The organism is Pedobacter soli (assembly GCF_900101435.1).
In the GTDB taxonomy this organism is placed as follows: Bacteria; Bacteroidota; Bacteroidia; order Sphingobacteriales; family Sphingobacteriaceae; genus Pedobacter; species Pedobacter soli.
The window spans coordinates 186,964-203,310 of the sequence record NZ_FMZH01000008.1 but is presented as its reverse complement, the minus strand read 5'-3'; the positions used below and the strand labels follow the sequence as shown (position 1 = coordinate 203,310).

Sequence of the window (16,347 nt, the reverse complement as noted above, 5' to 3'; positions counted from 1 at the left end):
GAATTTAAAAAGATTAGTTTAAGCCAGTTTATTCTTATTCCTTAAAGCATAGGCGCTTAAAGCAATACCACCTACTACCAGAAAAGTAGAAATCATTTCTGCTTGTGTAAAAGATAAGCTGCCTACGTGATATTTCGAGTTCACACGAATTAACTCGACACAGAAGCGTTCAAGGCCATTTAAGATCATGTAGATCCCGAACATTAAACCTGGTGCTTTTATTTTATCTCTGATGCTCCAAAGGAAGGCGAAAAGGATTAAACAGATAATTACCTCGTAAATGGGTGTTGGATATACCCCCTGCGCCAGCTCATTACAAAACTTACCGCTGCATCCCGGAATTGGAATACCTTCACCTACTACGTTATTTGGGTACTTATAAGACCACAACCAGTCTGGTAGCCACGAAAATGGTTTTGGGTTAGGGTTAACTATTCCCCAGTCGCCATCACCTGCCATATGGCAACCAATACGGCCAACAGCGTAAGCCAACATCATTCCCGGCCCACCTACATCGAGCATATGCAAAGGTTTGATGCCATTTCTTCTGGCAATGATTAATACCGCAGCCCCTCCACAAATTAAACCACCATAAAAGGTTAAGCCACTGAATGATAACAATCTTTCAATAGGATGCTGTACAAAATCATCCCAATATTCTAAATTATCGAAGAATTTTGCACCCAAAAAGCCCCAAATGGCCGCCCAAACAATCAGATTGCTCATGGTTTGATATGGATGAACCGTAACCTGGGTTTCCTTTGGTTTATCTAACTTATGTTTGTTTTTCTCTGTATAATCCCAATAAGCAAATAAGCCTGCAAAAAATAAACCGCCCAGAATATTGCCTTTAGCCGACATTAAGACCGATTGTGCATCGTTTACAAAAAGCTTATAGTTTAAAAATGCGTAAACCAGTTTATAACCGATTACAAAACCAAAAAGGCCATTCATAACCAGTTCTGAAGTTGTGGCAGGTTTACCAATTACTACCGTTTTTTTGATGGGATGTAAAATACCCAAAGCTTCTTTGCGCTTAAGCTCTTTTGTAAATGCCCAATAGCCAGCAACAAAAGCAAGTGCTACAAAAACACCGAAAGTGTTAAAAGGAAGCGGCAGGTTAATTCCGAATAAGTACTCTAAGAAATGTGAAACGGTAGGAAACATACAAATTATTTGTTGCGAAGATAGGAAAGAAAGAGTAAAGACCAAAGCGAAGCTTAAAGACTAAAGCGGAAAGCAGAAAGACTAAAGACTAAAGCTAAAAGCAGAAAGACTAAAGCAGAAAGAATAAAGACTAAAGCTTAGATGCGCTTAGGTGTCTGAGGTGGTCGAGCGAGTTTGGAGTTGGGAGGAAAACGGATGGAAGATGTAAAAATAGACGATGGAATAAAACACCCGGCTCTGTGCCCTCTGCGTCTTTTTACCTTTGTGTGCTTTATGGTTAAAAAGGAAAGTCGGAGGTTGGAAGTCTGGGCGCTTAATCTATCGCCCGCTACTCAGGTGTGCTTAGGTGTCTGAGGTGGTAAAAAGACCGAGACTTCTGACATCGGACACCTGACTTCTGACTTTCTTAATGATGTGCGTAGGCTGTTTCCAGTTCGGCTACTTCAACTTCTCCATCAGCGGTAATGGCTACAAGTTTAACGGCTTTTAGCTCATTAACCATAATAGGATCGTATTTGGCACGTACTTTTACATAGTTTTTGGTAAAACCATGCATGTAACCTGATTTTTGATCGGCTTCGAAAAGCACTTCGGCATCGCTACCAATTTGCGATTCGTAAAAAGCCCTGCGCTTTTTATCCGACAGGATATGAAGCATTTTACTCCGCTCATTCCGTTCGCTGCCTGCAACCACACCTTTCATTTCGGCAGCTACGGTTAGTTCGCGCTCCGAATAGGTAAATACGTGCAGATAAGAAATATCCAGTCCGTTTAAAAACTGGTAAGTATCTAAGAAATCTTCTTTAGTTTCGCCAGGGAAACCCACAATCACATCAACACCGATACAACAGTGTGGCATTACGGCTTTAATTTTGGCTACGCGTTCTACATATAAATCCCTGCGGTAACGACGGCGCATTAAACCCAGTATTTTATCAGAACCTGATTGTAAAGGAATATGGAAATGTGGCACAAATCTTTTTGAAGTGGCCACAAACTCAATAATTTCGTTGCTTAACAAATTGGGTTCAATCGATGATATCCGGATTCTTTCAATGCCTTCAACTTCATCAAGCGCTTTAACCAAATCGAAAAATTTATCTTCACGTTCACCATTGCGGATACCAAAATCGCCCAGGTTTACCCCCGTTAACACGATTTCTTTCACACCACTTTCGGCAATCATTTTAGCACGGTTAACCACATTTTCGATGGTATCGCTACGGCTCGCACCACGCGCTAATGGAATGGTACAATAGGTACACGGATAATCGCAACCATCCTGCACTTTTAAGAAAGTACGGGTTCTATCACCAATAGAATAAGATGCAATAAAATTATGGTTTACCTTTTCGATATTCTGCTGGTGCACCACCGCTTTAGGCTGTTTGGTTAAATCGGTAATATATTCTACAATCCTGAATTTCTCGGCAGCCCCTAAAACCATATCAACGCCCTCTATCTCTGCAATTTCCTGTGGTTTTAACTGCGCATAGCAACCTACAATGGTTACAAAAGCATTTGGCGAATATTTTAAAGCTTCTTTAACCACCTTACGGCATTTTTTATCCGCATGGTCGGTAACAGAGCAGGTATTGATCACATAAACATCGGCCTGATCCTGAAATTCTACCACAGCATAGCCAGCATCGGTAAATAAACGACCGATAGTAGAGGTTTCAGAGAAATTGAGTTTACAACCTAATGTATAAAATGCGACCTTTTTCATTGAGGCTGCAAAGATAAGAAATTTGTTCGGAATTAGGCGTTTAGAATGGCCTTGGCGCACAAATTACAGTGAGATAACAATGTAAGCTGCGTTTTGAATCATTCAATTAGCTATAAATTGCAAGCCGTGAATTACCCGGCAGCAATTACTTTTCCTGCCAGCGGTAGCTTTCCTGCTCGAAGCCTGCCAAATCCAAAACCCGGCTAACTACCGTTCCGGCTACTTCTTCGATGCTTTTGGGCAGACTGTAAAATGATGGGTTGGCAGGGCAAATAATCCCGCCGGCTTCGGTTACGGTTTTCATGTTGTTGATGTGGATTAAGCTGAAAGGTGTATCGCGTACTACGGCAATCAGTTTCCGGCGCTCTTTCAGGATTACATCAGCAGCCCTGGTGATTAAATCGTTTGAAATTCCATGTGCAATACGCCCTAAAGTACCCATTGAGCAAGGCACGATAATCATTGTATCATATTTGGCCGAACCTGAAGCAAAAGGAGCATTAAAATCGTTTTTACTATAGAATTTAAAATCCGGAAATTGGTCATAATCCTGATTTCCCAGTTCAAACTGCCAAACTTCTTTGGCATTATCGCTCATCACCACCCCCACTGCTTCGATCTGATCTTTTAGTTTTAACAACGCATCAAACAGCACTTTTGCATAAACCGAACCACTGGCACCTGTAACCGCCACAATCACTTTCTTTTTAACCATAAAACAAAAGTAGGCTTTCTGGATTGATAAAAATAAAAAAGGGCCAGAACAATGTTCTGACCCTACATCTACCTATGAAAAACATACCCTCGAAAGGGTAAGAACAAATATATATAATTTTTTAAAAAAATGTAAGTAAGAAATGTTAAATCGTGTAAATGACGTTTTTTAGTTAAAAATAAAACATAACACACTGATTACTAATACAATAATTTTCAATAAAAATACACAAAAATCATTTCAGAAGCCAAAAAACACCTTTTACAGCCGCCATATTCAAAAAATGTGTATTAGAAATCAGTCGGATTTAGCAAATATAACATTACAACTAAAAAATAAGGGACTCCGCTACCTCATTTTATTTACATTTTTTTTACTTTAAAATAACAGCAAAATAAGACAGAATTAATCCTCATTTTTTCCATCTCTATGCTCACAACTCAACGCTATCAAACATCAACCAGCAATCTGGATCTGATGCGACTTAACGTTTCCATTCGCATCCCCAGAAAACAGGCGATATATTTTAAACCTACCCTGCTTACCAGGTCCGGATAGGATTGCATAAAGCGTATGTATTTTTTTTCGGCAGTCTGCAATCTAGCAATCAATGCCCGTTCGCAAGACTGAAAGTAATGAAACTGGGTAATTTTACGCCCGATATAATTGGCAATATGATCCATATCATAAAGTCGAGTGTACATTTCGTGTGGAATTGCTACAGCTTCGATATCCTCCAGCGCCTGAATATAGGTCTCCACCGATTTATGCTCTCTGTTAACACTGTAACTATTTCCAATCAGTTCATTTTCTTTAGCAATCCAGATAGTCATTTCCGTTTTCCCTTCTTTCAGATAGCCACGGGCTATTCCTTTTACGATAAGGTAAGCATAATCATGATGATCTAAAGGAGAGGATATAAATTTGTTTTTTTTAAAAACAACAGGAAAGGTATGCTGGTTTATAAAGTATTCGATTTCTGAAGTTAAATCGTGGTAGGTTTTAAAAAGCGAAATCAAAGGCGAAACCTCATTAAAATGGGTCCACTTATTTAAAGCATGTTTTTTTTCGGGATTCATGGAGCTCAATTAAGTGTTAAGGGTAATAGCTGGCAGATATCCAGGCACCAGATATCCGCTGAACAAACGTATAACTCCGAATAATGTTTTAAAAAAATATTATTTATAAAAAGTAGTATAAAAAGGTTTTAAACCATAAGAAAACAGCTTTTTATTAATACAAGAAGTACATTACCAGATAATTTTAAGCTATTGATATAAATTGGTTGGTGATTAGCCTGCTAAGGATTATATTTGGATAAGCGTGAACCAAATTATGATAGACTTAACCTCCTCTTTGCTAAAAGCCTTATTAAAACATGCTCATAACCCAATAATTATCTTTAAAATTAAACCGGTATTGGTGGTTGTAGAGCATAACGACGCTTACCAGGCTTTAATTGCACGTATTGGAGGAAATTTAAAGTTTTACGATGTAGATATTATTCCCACGCTGCTATCGGATGAGGAGAGAGATTTATTAATTAATGCGGTACAACAGGTAAGTGAATTTAAAAAGCCAGTTAGCCTGGTTATCCATCCTATTTATTCCAATTCGCCAAATGTAAAATGGGAGCTGGAGTTTTCTCCGGTGCTGCAAAACGACCATCCTGTTGAATATATTATCTGCTCGTTAAAAGAAGTACCGGTTAATGAAAATGACCTGGAGCGCATCCTGTTTGAACTATCGGAAAGCGAAGCCAGGTTTAGAGGCTTTTTTGAGCAGGCCCCCCTGGGCATGTGTGTTTTAAGAGGACCTGACCTGATTACAGAATATGCCAACGATAATATATTGAAGCTTTGGGGTAAAACGAGGAAAGAGGTAATCGGAATCCCTCAGGAACAAGCCCGACCTGAACTGGCAAAACAGCGGCACATATTAAACAGGGTGAAAGAAATTTTTAAAACCGGTGCGCCATTAACCCTCAACGAATTAAAAATTTCTACAGCAGCATTTGATGGATATTTTGTAGCCTTATACCAGCCGCTTAAAAACGACAAGAATGAGATTACCCGCATCCTGGCTATTATTAAAGATATTACGGAAGAAGTAAACTTCAAAAAGGAGCTTTTAAAAGCCAAAGACATACTTAAACTGGCCATGGATGCTTCGGAAATGGGTTCGTGGAATGTAGATCTGGAAAGCAAAAAGGTGCTCTTATCTGAACGCGCACAGCAGATTTACGAACTGGAAAATAACCGCATGGGGCTTGAGGAAGCCAAGGGGATGATTGCCAAAGCAGATTTCGAAGTTCTCTCGGCCAGTATCCGCAAAGCGCTGCACAACCGGTCGGCCTTTAACGTCGAATATCAGATAAACCTAAAGAGCACCGCAAACAAAACCAAATGGCTTAGAACTGCAGGCAAAGCTTACTATAATGCTGATGGTAAGCCTGTGTACATTGCAGGAGCAGTTTTAGATATTACCGAACATAAACAAGATGAGCTCCGGAAAAATGATTTCATCGGGATGGTTAGTCACGAACTTAAAACACCACTAACCTCGTTAAGTGCATATGTACAGCTTTTGCAATTTAAGTTAAAGGAAACCGAAAACAGTTTCGCTATTGATACACTCGACAAGGTAAATCTTCAATTGAAAAGAATGTCGTTAATGATTGATGGTTTTTTGAATGTTTCGCTGCTGGAATCGGGCAAGATTTTATTGAACAAAACTGATTTTGATGTAATTGCCTTAATCAAGAGTATTGCAGAAGAGAACAGGATTGTGTTACCGAGTCACTTTATACAGGTAATTGGTACAGAACAAACCATTGTAAATGCCGATATGGAAAAAATTGGCAATGTGATCAGTAACCTGATTGGCAATGCGGCCAAATACTCTAAAAAAGATTCGTTTATTGCCATCAAATGCGAAAAAACTGATAATGAAGTAATTATCAGTGTGGAAGATGAGGGTATTGGCATTAAAGAAAACAATATACCCAGGTTATTCGACCGTTTTTTCCGGGTAGACAGTGCAATAACCAAAACCATTGCTGGCTTTGGGGTAGGCTTATATATTTGCGCCGAAATTATTAAAAGGCATGAAGGAAAAATATGGGTAGAAAGTAAATTTGGAAAAGGCTCTACCTTTTATTTTAGCCTGCCCGTGGAACAAACAATCGCTCCTTAAAATACTGACGACTAGCCCGGCACTTTTATATTTTCATACTCAACTTTAACCGCTACCAGGCCACTCAGGCCTAAATCAATATCAAAAAACACTTTCGCGTTCAGATTAACCTGCCCGGGGATTTCATCTAACTGAAACTGAATGTCCTGGCCGTTTTCATCAATGATGGTACCCAGCCCGTTTTCAAAATCAATTTCTACAATCTCTCCCCTTCTCTTGTCGCCCATTAGAAAAAAGATAATTTTATAAATAATCAACAATTATAGTTAATTTACGTATAATTAAAAATACATAAATGATAAATTTTGCACAACCTTACGTTGTACTGATGATCAGTTTTTTTAACTATAATCAATAATAATAGTGAAATGAGGGCTAACCTGGAAATGATTACTGACAAATAAAATTACTAGCTGAATATCAACTATTTATTTTCAACTGCTTAGAAAAACGTTTTACCAAAAATATTTTAACTAACTGCTTTACAGCTTGTTATTCTCAATAAAAAAAATTAATTTTATCGCATTAAAATGGTTTGATAAGCTGAACACTATTTACGTTCACTTAGGTATTCAATTATATTTATTGCTGTGTTTATTGCGAAATTAAAAGGCCAGGGCTATACTTTTAGCAACGGCGTGTTAAGGCATTAGGCACCCAGGCGAGTACAAATCAAAATTTGATTATGACTTTTTTTATAAATTAATTATCCCGAAACATGGAAAATCTGAATTCAACCACCGCTATTCAAGACGAAATTATTTTATTGTCTGAAGAAACAGATCGAAATTACTGGGCCAACCGCCTTGGTGTTTCATCGGAAGTACTTAAATCAGCTGTAAGAGCAACCAGATGCATCACTTTACAGCAAATAACGACCTATTTAAGCCAGCAAAAGAAAAAGCTTTCTGTACCGAATTCTTAGTTACTCCGAAGGTCTCGTTATATACGAAAAAGGATCAGCCTAACGGCGATACCTGTGCCATATCCTATACCATTTTTTATTATTGGGATAGCTTCTGTGCGAAGTTCTGTTGTTCACAAAAATAGCTACCAGCAATAAAATGGTAGCCCCTGTTAATACCGGACTAAGTACATACAGATAGCCTAGCGACTGTATTTTGGGAGAGCCAATATTGGCGATAAGTGCTGTTGCTCCGCCAGGAGGGTGCAGGGTTTTGGTAACCTGCATTAAAACAATAGATAGTGCCACCGAGAGTGCTGAAGACAACCATAACTCGCCCGGGATTAATTTGTGCATAGTTACACCCACCAATGCGCAAACTACATGCCCTCCAATTAAATTGCGTGGTTGTGCGAGCGGGCTGTTAATTATGCCATAAATAAGTACCGAAGATGCACCGAACGAACCAATTATAAACAAATTATCGTAAGCAGTGAAGTATTTGGAGTTGATCAGCCCCATGATGGCGATCCCCAGAAAAGCACCTATAAATGTCCAGAAGTGCTCTTTAAAATCGATTAAGGTTTCTTTATAAACAATATATTTTGCAGTACGCAAATGCCTCCTAATTCGTTTTCTCATGATCTTTTGGTAAGGAGCCGCAAAATTAGCAAATTATCAGGTTTACTGAAAATTGTAACACAAAAGAGGCAGTCCAATCATGAACTACCTCTTTCGCTTATTTTTAACTACTCTTCGGTTAAGGTGCTTATTAAAGTTTTTATCTGTTTTAACCAATCGTCGCTTTTAACTTCGAAATCGCTGTAACTCTGGTATTTCTTAAAGTCAATCTTCTTCTCATCACTATCAAAAGGGCCACAAACACCTACATAGGTAATGCTCTCTCCTTCCTCCGTTGCAGGGTATATAAATTCGAAAGCGTAGTATATTTTTCCGTTTTCTTCAATCTTATCCAGTAATTTCACATTTTCTGAATAATCGAGTTCCTCGCTCATGTAATTAGATAGCAAAAGTTTGGCAATTTCTTCGTGTTTGAGGTATTTAGCCGGCACCTGATCTAATTTTTTAACCGCATCAAAAGCCTTTAAAATATCGTAGCGACTAGATATACTATCCAGCTTTGCATCAAGCAGTTTCTGATCAACCGGTAAGCCGGCTTTAATTCGCGCCACCGTTGCACTGGTTGCCACATAGGTATTTGAATCGGTAATCAATTTACTTGTAAAGGCATCGGTAAGTTCAGGCATTTCGAGTGCCGGTAAAATATCAAGGTAATGATAAACAGAACCGCCCGGATAATTATCGTTGTCCTTTAAATAACCATTCAAATCGGTAATGGCTTGTGCAGTTATTTTTTCTTTATTTTGTTTCAGTTGCGCCAGATATTCAGGCTTTTCACTACTTATCATTTCTGAAACCAGGCCAAGTACACTTGAACGGTAGGGTTCTTTGTTTTTTAAGGCCAGCACCTGATCAAAATGCTCTGAAACATAAGCTAATGAATCGTAAAGCGGGTTAAAGGTTGACCAGTAGCTCACCAGATCCAGTGCTTTATTGTCGTTGAGGCTTTTCAAATACCAATCGTATTGGTTCGAATCTAAACTCACAATTTCAGTCAGCGCCTTGTTTCTGATGATATCAGTATTTTTAGCATCAGCAAACAGCTCCTTTAATAACGGGATACTTTTTTCTTTCTGTAAAACACTTAACGCTTTAATCAATTTTACCCTTACTCCGTTGTTGATGGTGTCGTCGGTATATTTAAGCTTTAATGCAGCATTAATAAGCGGGATTTCGGCCTTATCAAATTCGTAATAGCTCAGTGCACCAAATGCAGGATTATAAACCAGTGTATCCGGGCTTTTCAAATCATCAAAAATCAGTTTAGCTTTAGAGGCTTTAATGTCGAAAGGTTTTGGTGCCGTAGTTACTGTTACAGTATTAAAGAAATCGATAGCTTGCTTACTTTCCAGGTCTTCTTTGGTACTCATTAAGCTCAGGTAATAAAAGCGTTCGCCATTTACCCAAAATTTAGCCTTTTTCTGTAATCCCGAAGCACTGTCTACATAGGTAAATATCTTGCCTTTCGAAGTTCCCACCAGCGCGTCTTCTGTTTTGATGATGCTATCCGTTTCTTTCTTCATCCTGTTGAAGGTTTGGATATAAAGCGAATCGAGATTGGCCGATTTAAAGTATTTCTTTATTTTACTGGTTCCGATGAGGTAAGCACCGCCGGTATTTTTATTGAGGGAATAAAAAAGTTTGTTATTATTCAAAAATGAAGTGTGGTCCATTTCCTCTTTTTCAGGAGCAGTGGAGGGTTGTGCAGGCGTAAAAACTTTTAAATCATCCACCTGGTAGAAAGCATTTTTACCCTCAAGGTATTTCTCTAATTTAAACGAATTAAAATATTCATCATCTTTCAGCTTATCCTCTCCCATCTGGTTTTGTTTCATTAACAGATACGAACGGTTACCCCTTAAAAACATTTGTACTTTCATGTAGGTACCTTGCAAAACAAGACCAATTTCTCGGCCTTCAAGCCCTTCTTTATAAATAGTTACCGGGCCATCTACAATTTTGCCGTTTTTTTCGAGCTGACTTTTGATGCCGTTAAAAAAGGTATTTTTATCAGAAAGGTACATTCCTTCCGGAAAATCGTTATACCGAAATAAATAACTCACAAAATTTACCTTATCCAACATGGTGTACATGTTAATTATATAAGGCGATGCCGGTAAAGTTGGATTTGGTATCTGCTTGGTACTTTCTTCAGGCTGCATGGGTATTTTTAAACTAAAACCCGCCAGGTCATGTTTATAGTCGAGCCAATTGTCCTTTTTAGCCACAACCACATCAGAAATTTTAACAGCTGAAAAGAACTTATCTGCGTATGCTGCATGAAGATTATTGTTTTCAGCATCGACACTGATCATATATAAGGTATAATTTTTATGCACCAACACATTACGCGAAAATTTACCGTCTTTTTCAAACTCAACTGCCAAACCTACCCCACCATACCTGTTTTCGCTTTTTTTGCTGATTAATTTCCCTCCTTTGTCCAGATATTTGGTAAACACCGTATCTAAATATGCTTTTGAAGTCATTTTTTCGAGTGGACCTGTATAAGTTGAACGAACAGCGTAACGCATATTGGTAATCAAATCTGCAGCAACGTAAGATTTACCTATAATCTCTTTGGTAATAATGGGTTCGACAGGAAATTCTGCTTCAAAATTCTCCGCAGCGTCATTATGTTTTACCCAATCTATTTTGGCATAGTCGATTTTAAAGTTTTTGGCCAGCCCTGTAAAGGTAGCGGTAACCGGCCGTAGGGTATAGCCTGCCCTGCTAAGCAAACTGATAATGCCTTTTTCGCCATTTAAATGCGCCACACCTACTGCGATGAAAAGGTTATCGGCCTGCATTAACTTTAATATACCATTGGCCATTACTTCATTTCTACCAATAAGATCTAGCTGATCTTCACTTTCTTCGCTCAGGAGTGCAGTAATATCATCTAAATTACCTTTTGCATAAACATTAACCATTTTCTCCATGCTTTCGGCTGCTGCTTCCTCATCAACATCAAACAAACTGGCAATTTTAGCGTCGCTGCCATATAACAACTTCACCTGATCTTCGGGTTTCTCCAATCCGTAAATCTTTTTCTTCATGGTACGCGCAATACCGTAGAGATAGGCATCGACAAAAGTTTGCATATCATCTTTCCGGTTTACCTGATCATTCATCAGAGCGGCTACTAAAACCGGATTATCGAGCATGGAAGAATCGGGCACGTAGCCATTTTTTGCTTCGAAACGTTTAACCAGTTCGGCAATTTGTTCGGCTGTAATTAATTCGGTTATTCTCTTTTTGCCGGCTCTTTCTTTTTTAGCTTCAAAAAACGATTTCATTAAAGAATCAGGATGTACCTCCATTACAAATGCTGATGTAGATTCCATAGCTTTTATCAGCGAATCGCTGAAATTAAAGGCACGTTTATCTTTGACATGCATGGAACCAAAAAGATAAGATGGTTTGGACAAGCCTTTTCCGCTAATTTGCCAGAGCAGGTTATAATTTGATTTCTTTTCTTGCGAAAAACCTTTGAAACCAATAAAAAACAGAACCAGTGTTAAGGATAAAATCTTTGAGCTTCGCTCAAAGTAAAAAGAAAACTTCATAAAGGATGGAGCGGTTAAAAATATGCGCCAAGATAGTAATTTGGTTACACGAAACGAAATGTTTTAAAGCCACTAAATGCAAAAAAGGCAGCTCAAAAATGAACTGCCTTTTTACCTAAATTTATTGAACTGTTTTTTACTTCTGTGATTGTTCCGGCGCTTTGCCAATTAAATCCATAAACTGATCCAGTTTTGGCGTAATGATAATTTGTGTACGACGGTTTTTTGCCTTACCTCCTGCCGTAGTATTATCGGCAATCGGGTTAAATTCTCCACGTCCGCCTGCAGTTAATCTTTTCGGATCGACCGCGTATTTGGTTTGCAGCACCTGAACAACAGACGAAGCACGCAGGGCACTTAAATCCCAGTTGTTGCGGATATTGGGTTGCGTAATCGGCACATTATCGGTATTACCTTCAATCAGTACATCGTAGGTATCGTAATCTTTAATAATTTTAGCGATTTTACTTAAAGTTTCGCCAGCTTTATCAGAAATCTCATAACTACCTGATTTGTACAGCATATTATCGGCCAGTGAAATATATACCACACCTTTAAGTACCTGAACATCTACATCTCCCAGTTCTTCACGACTTAATGAACGGGTTAAATTATTGGTTAACACCATATTAAGCGAATCGCTTTTGTTTTTGGCATTTACCAATTGTTTAATGTATTTGTTTGAACTGTTAATCTCATCAACCAGTTTAGAAATATTTACGTTGCCCTGGTTACTCGAATTTAAACATTTATTTAATGCATCTTGTAAAGCCTTAACATTCGCCCTTTCTGAAGCGATTTGCTCTTCTAAACTTTTTACCCTGCTGGTGCTTCCACTTAATTCGCGTTGGCTATCCTGATATTTATTACTTAGCTCCTGATTCCTTTCCCTTAACTTAGCGTAAGTATCCTGGAGTTCGGCATATTTCTTATTACTTACACAACCAGCAGCAAGTGCCACTGTAAAGAGCATTATTGGGATTGATTTGTATAATTTCATAATGATATTGTTTTATAGCAATTACGTCAACAAATTCCTTGCCGCAAAGTTTTACATGGGGTTTAAATGATGTTAAAAAGCGTTAATCTTTACCGAATCGAAACTGGCCAATGCTTTATAAGTCCTTAACCCAATACTACCCGACCGGTACTGGCTATCGGTTACCGAAAGAACCGGCTGAGCAGCACCGTTAACAAAAATATCAAATTTATCGCCTTTGGCAACCACTTTCAGGCTGTACATTTTGTTCATTTCTACCGGATATTTTTCGGCTTTTAGTAATTCCCATTTTTGTCCATTGGCTTTACCGAAAATAACATTACCATTAGGCTGATCTAAACCTACATAATAGCCCTGGTAAGCATCAGGCCCTATTGCCGGATCGGAAACCCTGAACATTAAACCTGCATCGCCGAGCGTATTAATTTTAACGTCGGCCTGATAGGTAAAATCTTTAAAATCGGTATCGTTAGCTACATATTTAGAACCATTTATACCGAAACCACCAGAACCTGCGTTTGAAGCTGCATTAATCTGTCCATCTTTCCAAAACCAGCCACCTCCATAAAAAACCCAGTTACCCGGCATACCCTGATCAAAATTCTCGGTCAGGCTTTTGGTTGTTTTTTTGGGTATTCCGATTACAGGGAAACAGCTTAAGCGAACATTTTCTGATCCGTAAGGAACCAAAGTAACTTCTTCATCGGCTTCGGTTGACAATACCGGACTAAAAGGTACATCGAAAGCAGCCATTTTATGGTAAGATAAGCCCCATGAAGGAATCTTCTTTGCCTGTACTTTTAATTTAACCGGCGAAGTAGCCGCAATAAACGGATTATCGGTCATATCCGATTTAACAACCTTGAAGTTGCTGCCCAGATTTCCCTTTTTTAGCGATAATCCATAATTCCATGGCGATTCGGGGCGGATTTCGTAATCGGTAAAGCCGGCAACAGGATGTGTTTTAGTTATTTTATTGGCTGCCTTAATTTCGAGTGCGTAAACAATTGGTCCGCGGGTAATGCTTAGTGCATTGTTTACCTGTTGCTCGCTACCAATTTCCATCGGAAAATTGAGTTCCAACTGATCGTTATTCTGCCATTGGCGCTGTATTTTTAACATTTCACCAGCTTTTACACCGGTTAAAGCCTTTCCGTTTAACTTAACTGCAGGTTTTAAAGCCCAGGTAGGGATGCGCAATACCAGAGGGAAAGTTGCAGCTGATGCAAGGTTAACTTTTAAATTAATCTGCTCTTCAAAAGGATAATTGGTGCTTTCGGTAATTTTTATCTTCTGGTTACCATTAACGAAAGTCTCCACCTCCATTGGTCCGTAAGTTACAACTGCCAGACCTTTATCGGGAGTAGCTACCACGCTGTTTTTCACATAGTAAGGCCAGCCCATGTGCATATTGTAGCGGCAACAACCATAACCAGAATATGGACTAGAAATAATCCCGGAGCCGTAATCCTGATTAAAACCATGTTCTCCATGTACACTTTGCACCTGGTTGGGTAAGGTGTAGTAAGAATGATTTTTGAAATCGCGGCTAAACTGAGCAGGCAAAGCATTAAAAGCTACTTTTTCAAGCTTATCGCCAATGTTAGCCTCATGAATGATTTTAGCAGCTGTTTCTAAACTTTGCATCCATTCTACCACGGTACAGGTTTCTACGCCTTCAATACTGCTGGTACCAGCCAGAAATTCGGTACCTGAGCCAAGCCCTTCGGGCTGGCCATGATCATGCATAATATGTGCAATCCCTTTAACGAAGGCATCGGTATTCGCCGGGTTATCGTGAAGTTGTGCATAAACGACCGGAAATTTTAATGCCTGAGCTACATTTACCATGTGTTTCGGCTGAAAATCATCGCCATAAAAGTAAAATCCGTTGTTGGTATAGATATCTATCCATGGATAAGCCTGTTGCTTTAATTTTTCTACCAGTTTTAACAAATCCTGATCGCCGGTTTTATTATAAACCCAAATGGCGATTTCCATATTATCGCCTGCTCTTGATTTTGCCCATTCTTTTAAGGGCTCGGCATCAAGATTAGCCAGCTGATATTTGAAATATTTACTTAAAAAAGGAATTACCCGCTTATCATTTGTAGCCTCGTAATAACTTTGCAAAGCATACATCATGGGCATGCGCGGCCACCAGTCTTTCATTTTAACTGGGCCAAACAAACCATTCGGTTGCTGGCTGTTTAAGGTCCATTCGATATATTTCTGTGCTTTGACTTTTAATTTAGCATCATCAAGTGTATAAGCCAGTGCTACCAAACCTTTAACATAGTACGGTACGCGTTCCCAGCTATTTCCCTCACCACCCAGCCAATCGGTATTTTTACCCAAATCGTCTTTTGCTGCATATAGCTCCTCGGCCATCCCGGTAGCTCCATCGCGCTGCTGTTCTAACTGTTTTAATAACCAACCTTTGGCCTTAATGCTGCCTAGTGGCAATTGTACATAAACATCTTGCTTAAGCGGTGCTTTATTAAACTCATTTAAATTTTGTGCGTACGAAGTATGGATTGACAGACAGGAAACTAGGAAAAAAAGTGGTTTGGCTATTCTTTTCATAAAAGGTTAATTGGTTAGCTATTTTTTTATAAAACTAATAAATTCAAAGCAATAATAAAACGATTTAGTAAGCTGTTTTAAAATAATCTGACGCCATTATTTTTCAGGTTACCGACACACTGCCTGGTTAAGCAGGATTTAAATAAGAAAAACACTTCACAACCTGAAGGTGTAAAGTTTACAGTTAATCATGAATCTTAACCACATTTTGGTGTATGCGACTACACACCAGTGGCCTGGGCATGTTCGTTTTTTGGAGAAAGTTGAGATTAGTTCTATATTAGTATCAGAGAGCGTTAATTTAGAATCGGGGGATAGCCTTAATGGTTATTCCCCGTTCTTTTTTTAAGCTCGTTAATTAAATAGAAATGCTGGTACAGCTGGCCGAAATAACTTTCCAGTCTTCCTGCACCTTTGCCCATACCCTTAGCCATTGGTATTTGCCGTTAAGCAGTATATCGGCATACCTACCTTTAATAAAAAGACTTGCCGAAACCACCACAATAGAATCGAAAACACGTATTTCGCGCTTGGAGACGTTGATTTTGTTGATTGAAACCAGGCCGTTGCGGTAGGCATCCATATCCATTTCCTTATCCAGGACATTACCATACTGATCGTGAAAAATCATGCCATCGGCAAACAAAAGATCCAGTGTTCTAAGATCTGTTGTTTTAAAGCCATCCAATAATTTTTCTTCAAGATCGGCAATGAGGAGAATGGTTTCCTGATCGGACAAAGTGTTAGGCATAATTTCCGGTTATGCTGTAAAAATATAAAGTAAGCCACAAAAAAATGTGGCTCTTTAAATATTGCCGCAATTGCACGTTTTTAAACACA

12 protein-coding genes are annotated in these 16,347 nt (G+C 38.8%); 2 read left to right on the top strand and 10 right to left on the bottom strand.

The features are described 5' to 3' along the window. Positions 1-18: 18 nt before the first annotated feature. The 4 genes from BLR37_RS17930 to BLR37_RS17915 form a co-directional block, all read right to left on the bottom strand. Positions 19-1,167 carry a prolipoprotein diacylglyceryl transferase gene (locus BLR37_RS17930; protein ID WP_090770966.1) on the bottom strand — a complete coding sequence of 383 codons (1,149 nt, stop codon included), beginning with the start codon at positions 1,165-1,167 and terminating at the stop codon, positions 19-21. Positions 1,168-1,573: 406 nt separating this feature from the next. After that, positions 1,574-2,896 (bottom strand): tRNA (N(6)-L-threonylcarbamoyladenosine(37)-C(2))-methylthiotransferase MtaB, encoded by a 1,323-nt coding sequence (gene mtaB, locus BLR37_RS17925; protein WP_090770964.1) that lies wholly within the window; start codon positions 2,894-2,896, stop codon positions 1,574-1,576. Positions 2,897-3,041: 145 nt separating this feature from the next. Then, positions 3,042-3,611 carry a UbiX family flavin prenyltransferase gene (locus tag BLR37_RS17920; protein ID WP_090770962.1) on the bottom strand — a complete coding sequence of 190 codons (570 nt, stop codon included), beginning with the start codon at positions 3,609-3,611 and terminating at the stop codon, positions 3,042-3,044. Between the two features lie 449 nt (positions 3,612-4,060). Next, positions 4,061-4,690, bottom strand: a complete 630-nt coding sequence (locus BLR37_RS17915) for a Crp/Fnr family transcriptional regulator (protein WP_090770961.1) — start codon at positions 4,688-4,690, stop codon at positions 4,061-4,063. A 256-nt stretch (positions 4,691-4,946) separates the two neighbouring features. Here BLR37_RS17915 and BLR37_RS17910 point away from each other — a divergent pair, with 256 nt between their 5' ends. Then, positions 4,947-6,806: a PAS domain-containing sensor histidine kinase gene (locus tag BLR37_RS17910; RefSeq protein WP_090770959.1), complete on the top strand. Its 1,860-nt coding sequence runs from the start codon at positions 4,947-4,949 to the stop codon at positions 6,804-6,806. An 11-nt stretch (positions 6,807-6,817) separates the two neighbouring features. Here BLR37_RS17910 and BLR37_RS17905 read toward each other — a convergent pair whose 3' ends face one another. Continuing rightward, a complete protein-coding gene (locus BLR37_RS17905; protein ID WP_090770957.1) occupies positions 6,818-7,033 on the bottom strand; it encodes a hypothetical protein in 216 nt (71 codons plus the stop codon). Between the two features lie 491 nt (positions 7,034-7,524). Here BLR37_RS17905 and BLR37_RS17900 point away from each other — a divergent pair, with 491 nt between their 5' ends. Next, positions 7,525-7,731: a DUF3606 domain-containing protein gene (locus BLR37_RS17900; RefSeq protein ID WP_090770955.1), complete on the top strand. Its 207-nt coding sequence runs from the start codon at positions 7,525-7,527 to the stop codon at positions 7,729-7,731. Positions 7,732-7,770: 39 nt separating this feature from the next. Here BLR37_RS17900 and BLR37_RS17895 read toward each other — a convergent pair whose 3' ends face one another. From BLR37_RS17895 to BLR37_RS17875, 5 genes are all read right to left on the bottom strand, one after another. Continuing rightward, positions 7,771-8,352 (bottom strand): HPP family protein, encoded by a 582-nt coding sequence (locus BLR37_RS17895; RefSeq protein ID WP_090770953.1) that lies wholly within the window; start codon positions 8,350-8,352, stop codon positions 7,771-7,773. A 107-nt stretch (positions 8,353-8,459) separates the two neighbouring features. Further along, positions 8,460-11,921 (bottom strand): TraB/GumN family protein, encoded by a 3,462-nt coding sequence (locus BLR37_RS17890; protein WP_090770951.1) that lies wholly within the window; start codon positions 11,919-11,921, stop codon positions 8,460-8,462. A 136-nt stretch (positions 11,922-12,057) separates the two neighbouring features. After that, complete coding sequence (locus BLR37_RS17885; protein WP_090770949.1) at positions 12,058-12,921, bottom strand: OmpA family protein; 864 nt, start codon at positions 12,919-12,921, stop codon at positions 12,058-12,060. Between the two features lie 72 nt (positions 12,922-12,993). Then, on the bottom strand, positions 12,994-15,507 hold the full coding sequence (locus BLR37_RS17880; RefSeq protein WP_090770947.1) for a beta-L-arabinofuranosidase domain-containing protein: 2,514 nt from the start codon (positions 15,505-15,507) through the stop codon (positions 12,994-12,996). A 358-nt stretch (positions 15,508-15,865) separates the two neighbouring features. Then, positions 15,866-16,258: a nuclear transport factor 2 family protein gene (locus BLR37_RS17875; RefSeq protein WP_090770945.1), complete on the bottom strand. Its 393-nt coding sequence runs from the start codon at positions 16,256-16,258 to the stop codon at positions 15,866-15,868. Between the last annotated feature and the right edge of the window lie 89 nt (positions 16,259-16,347).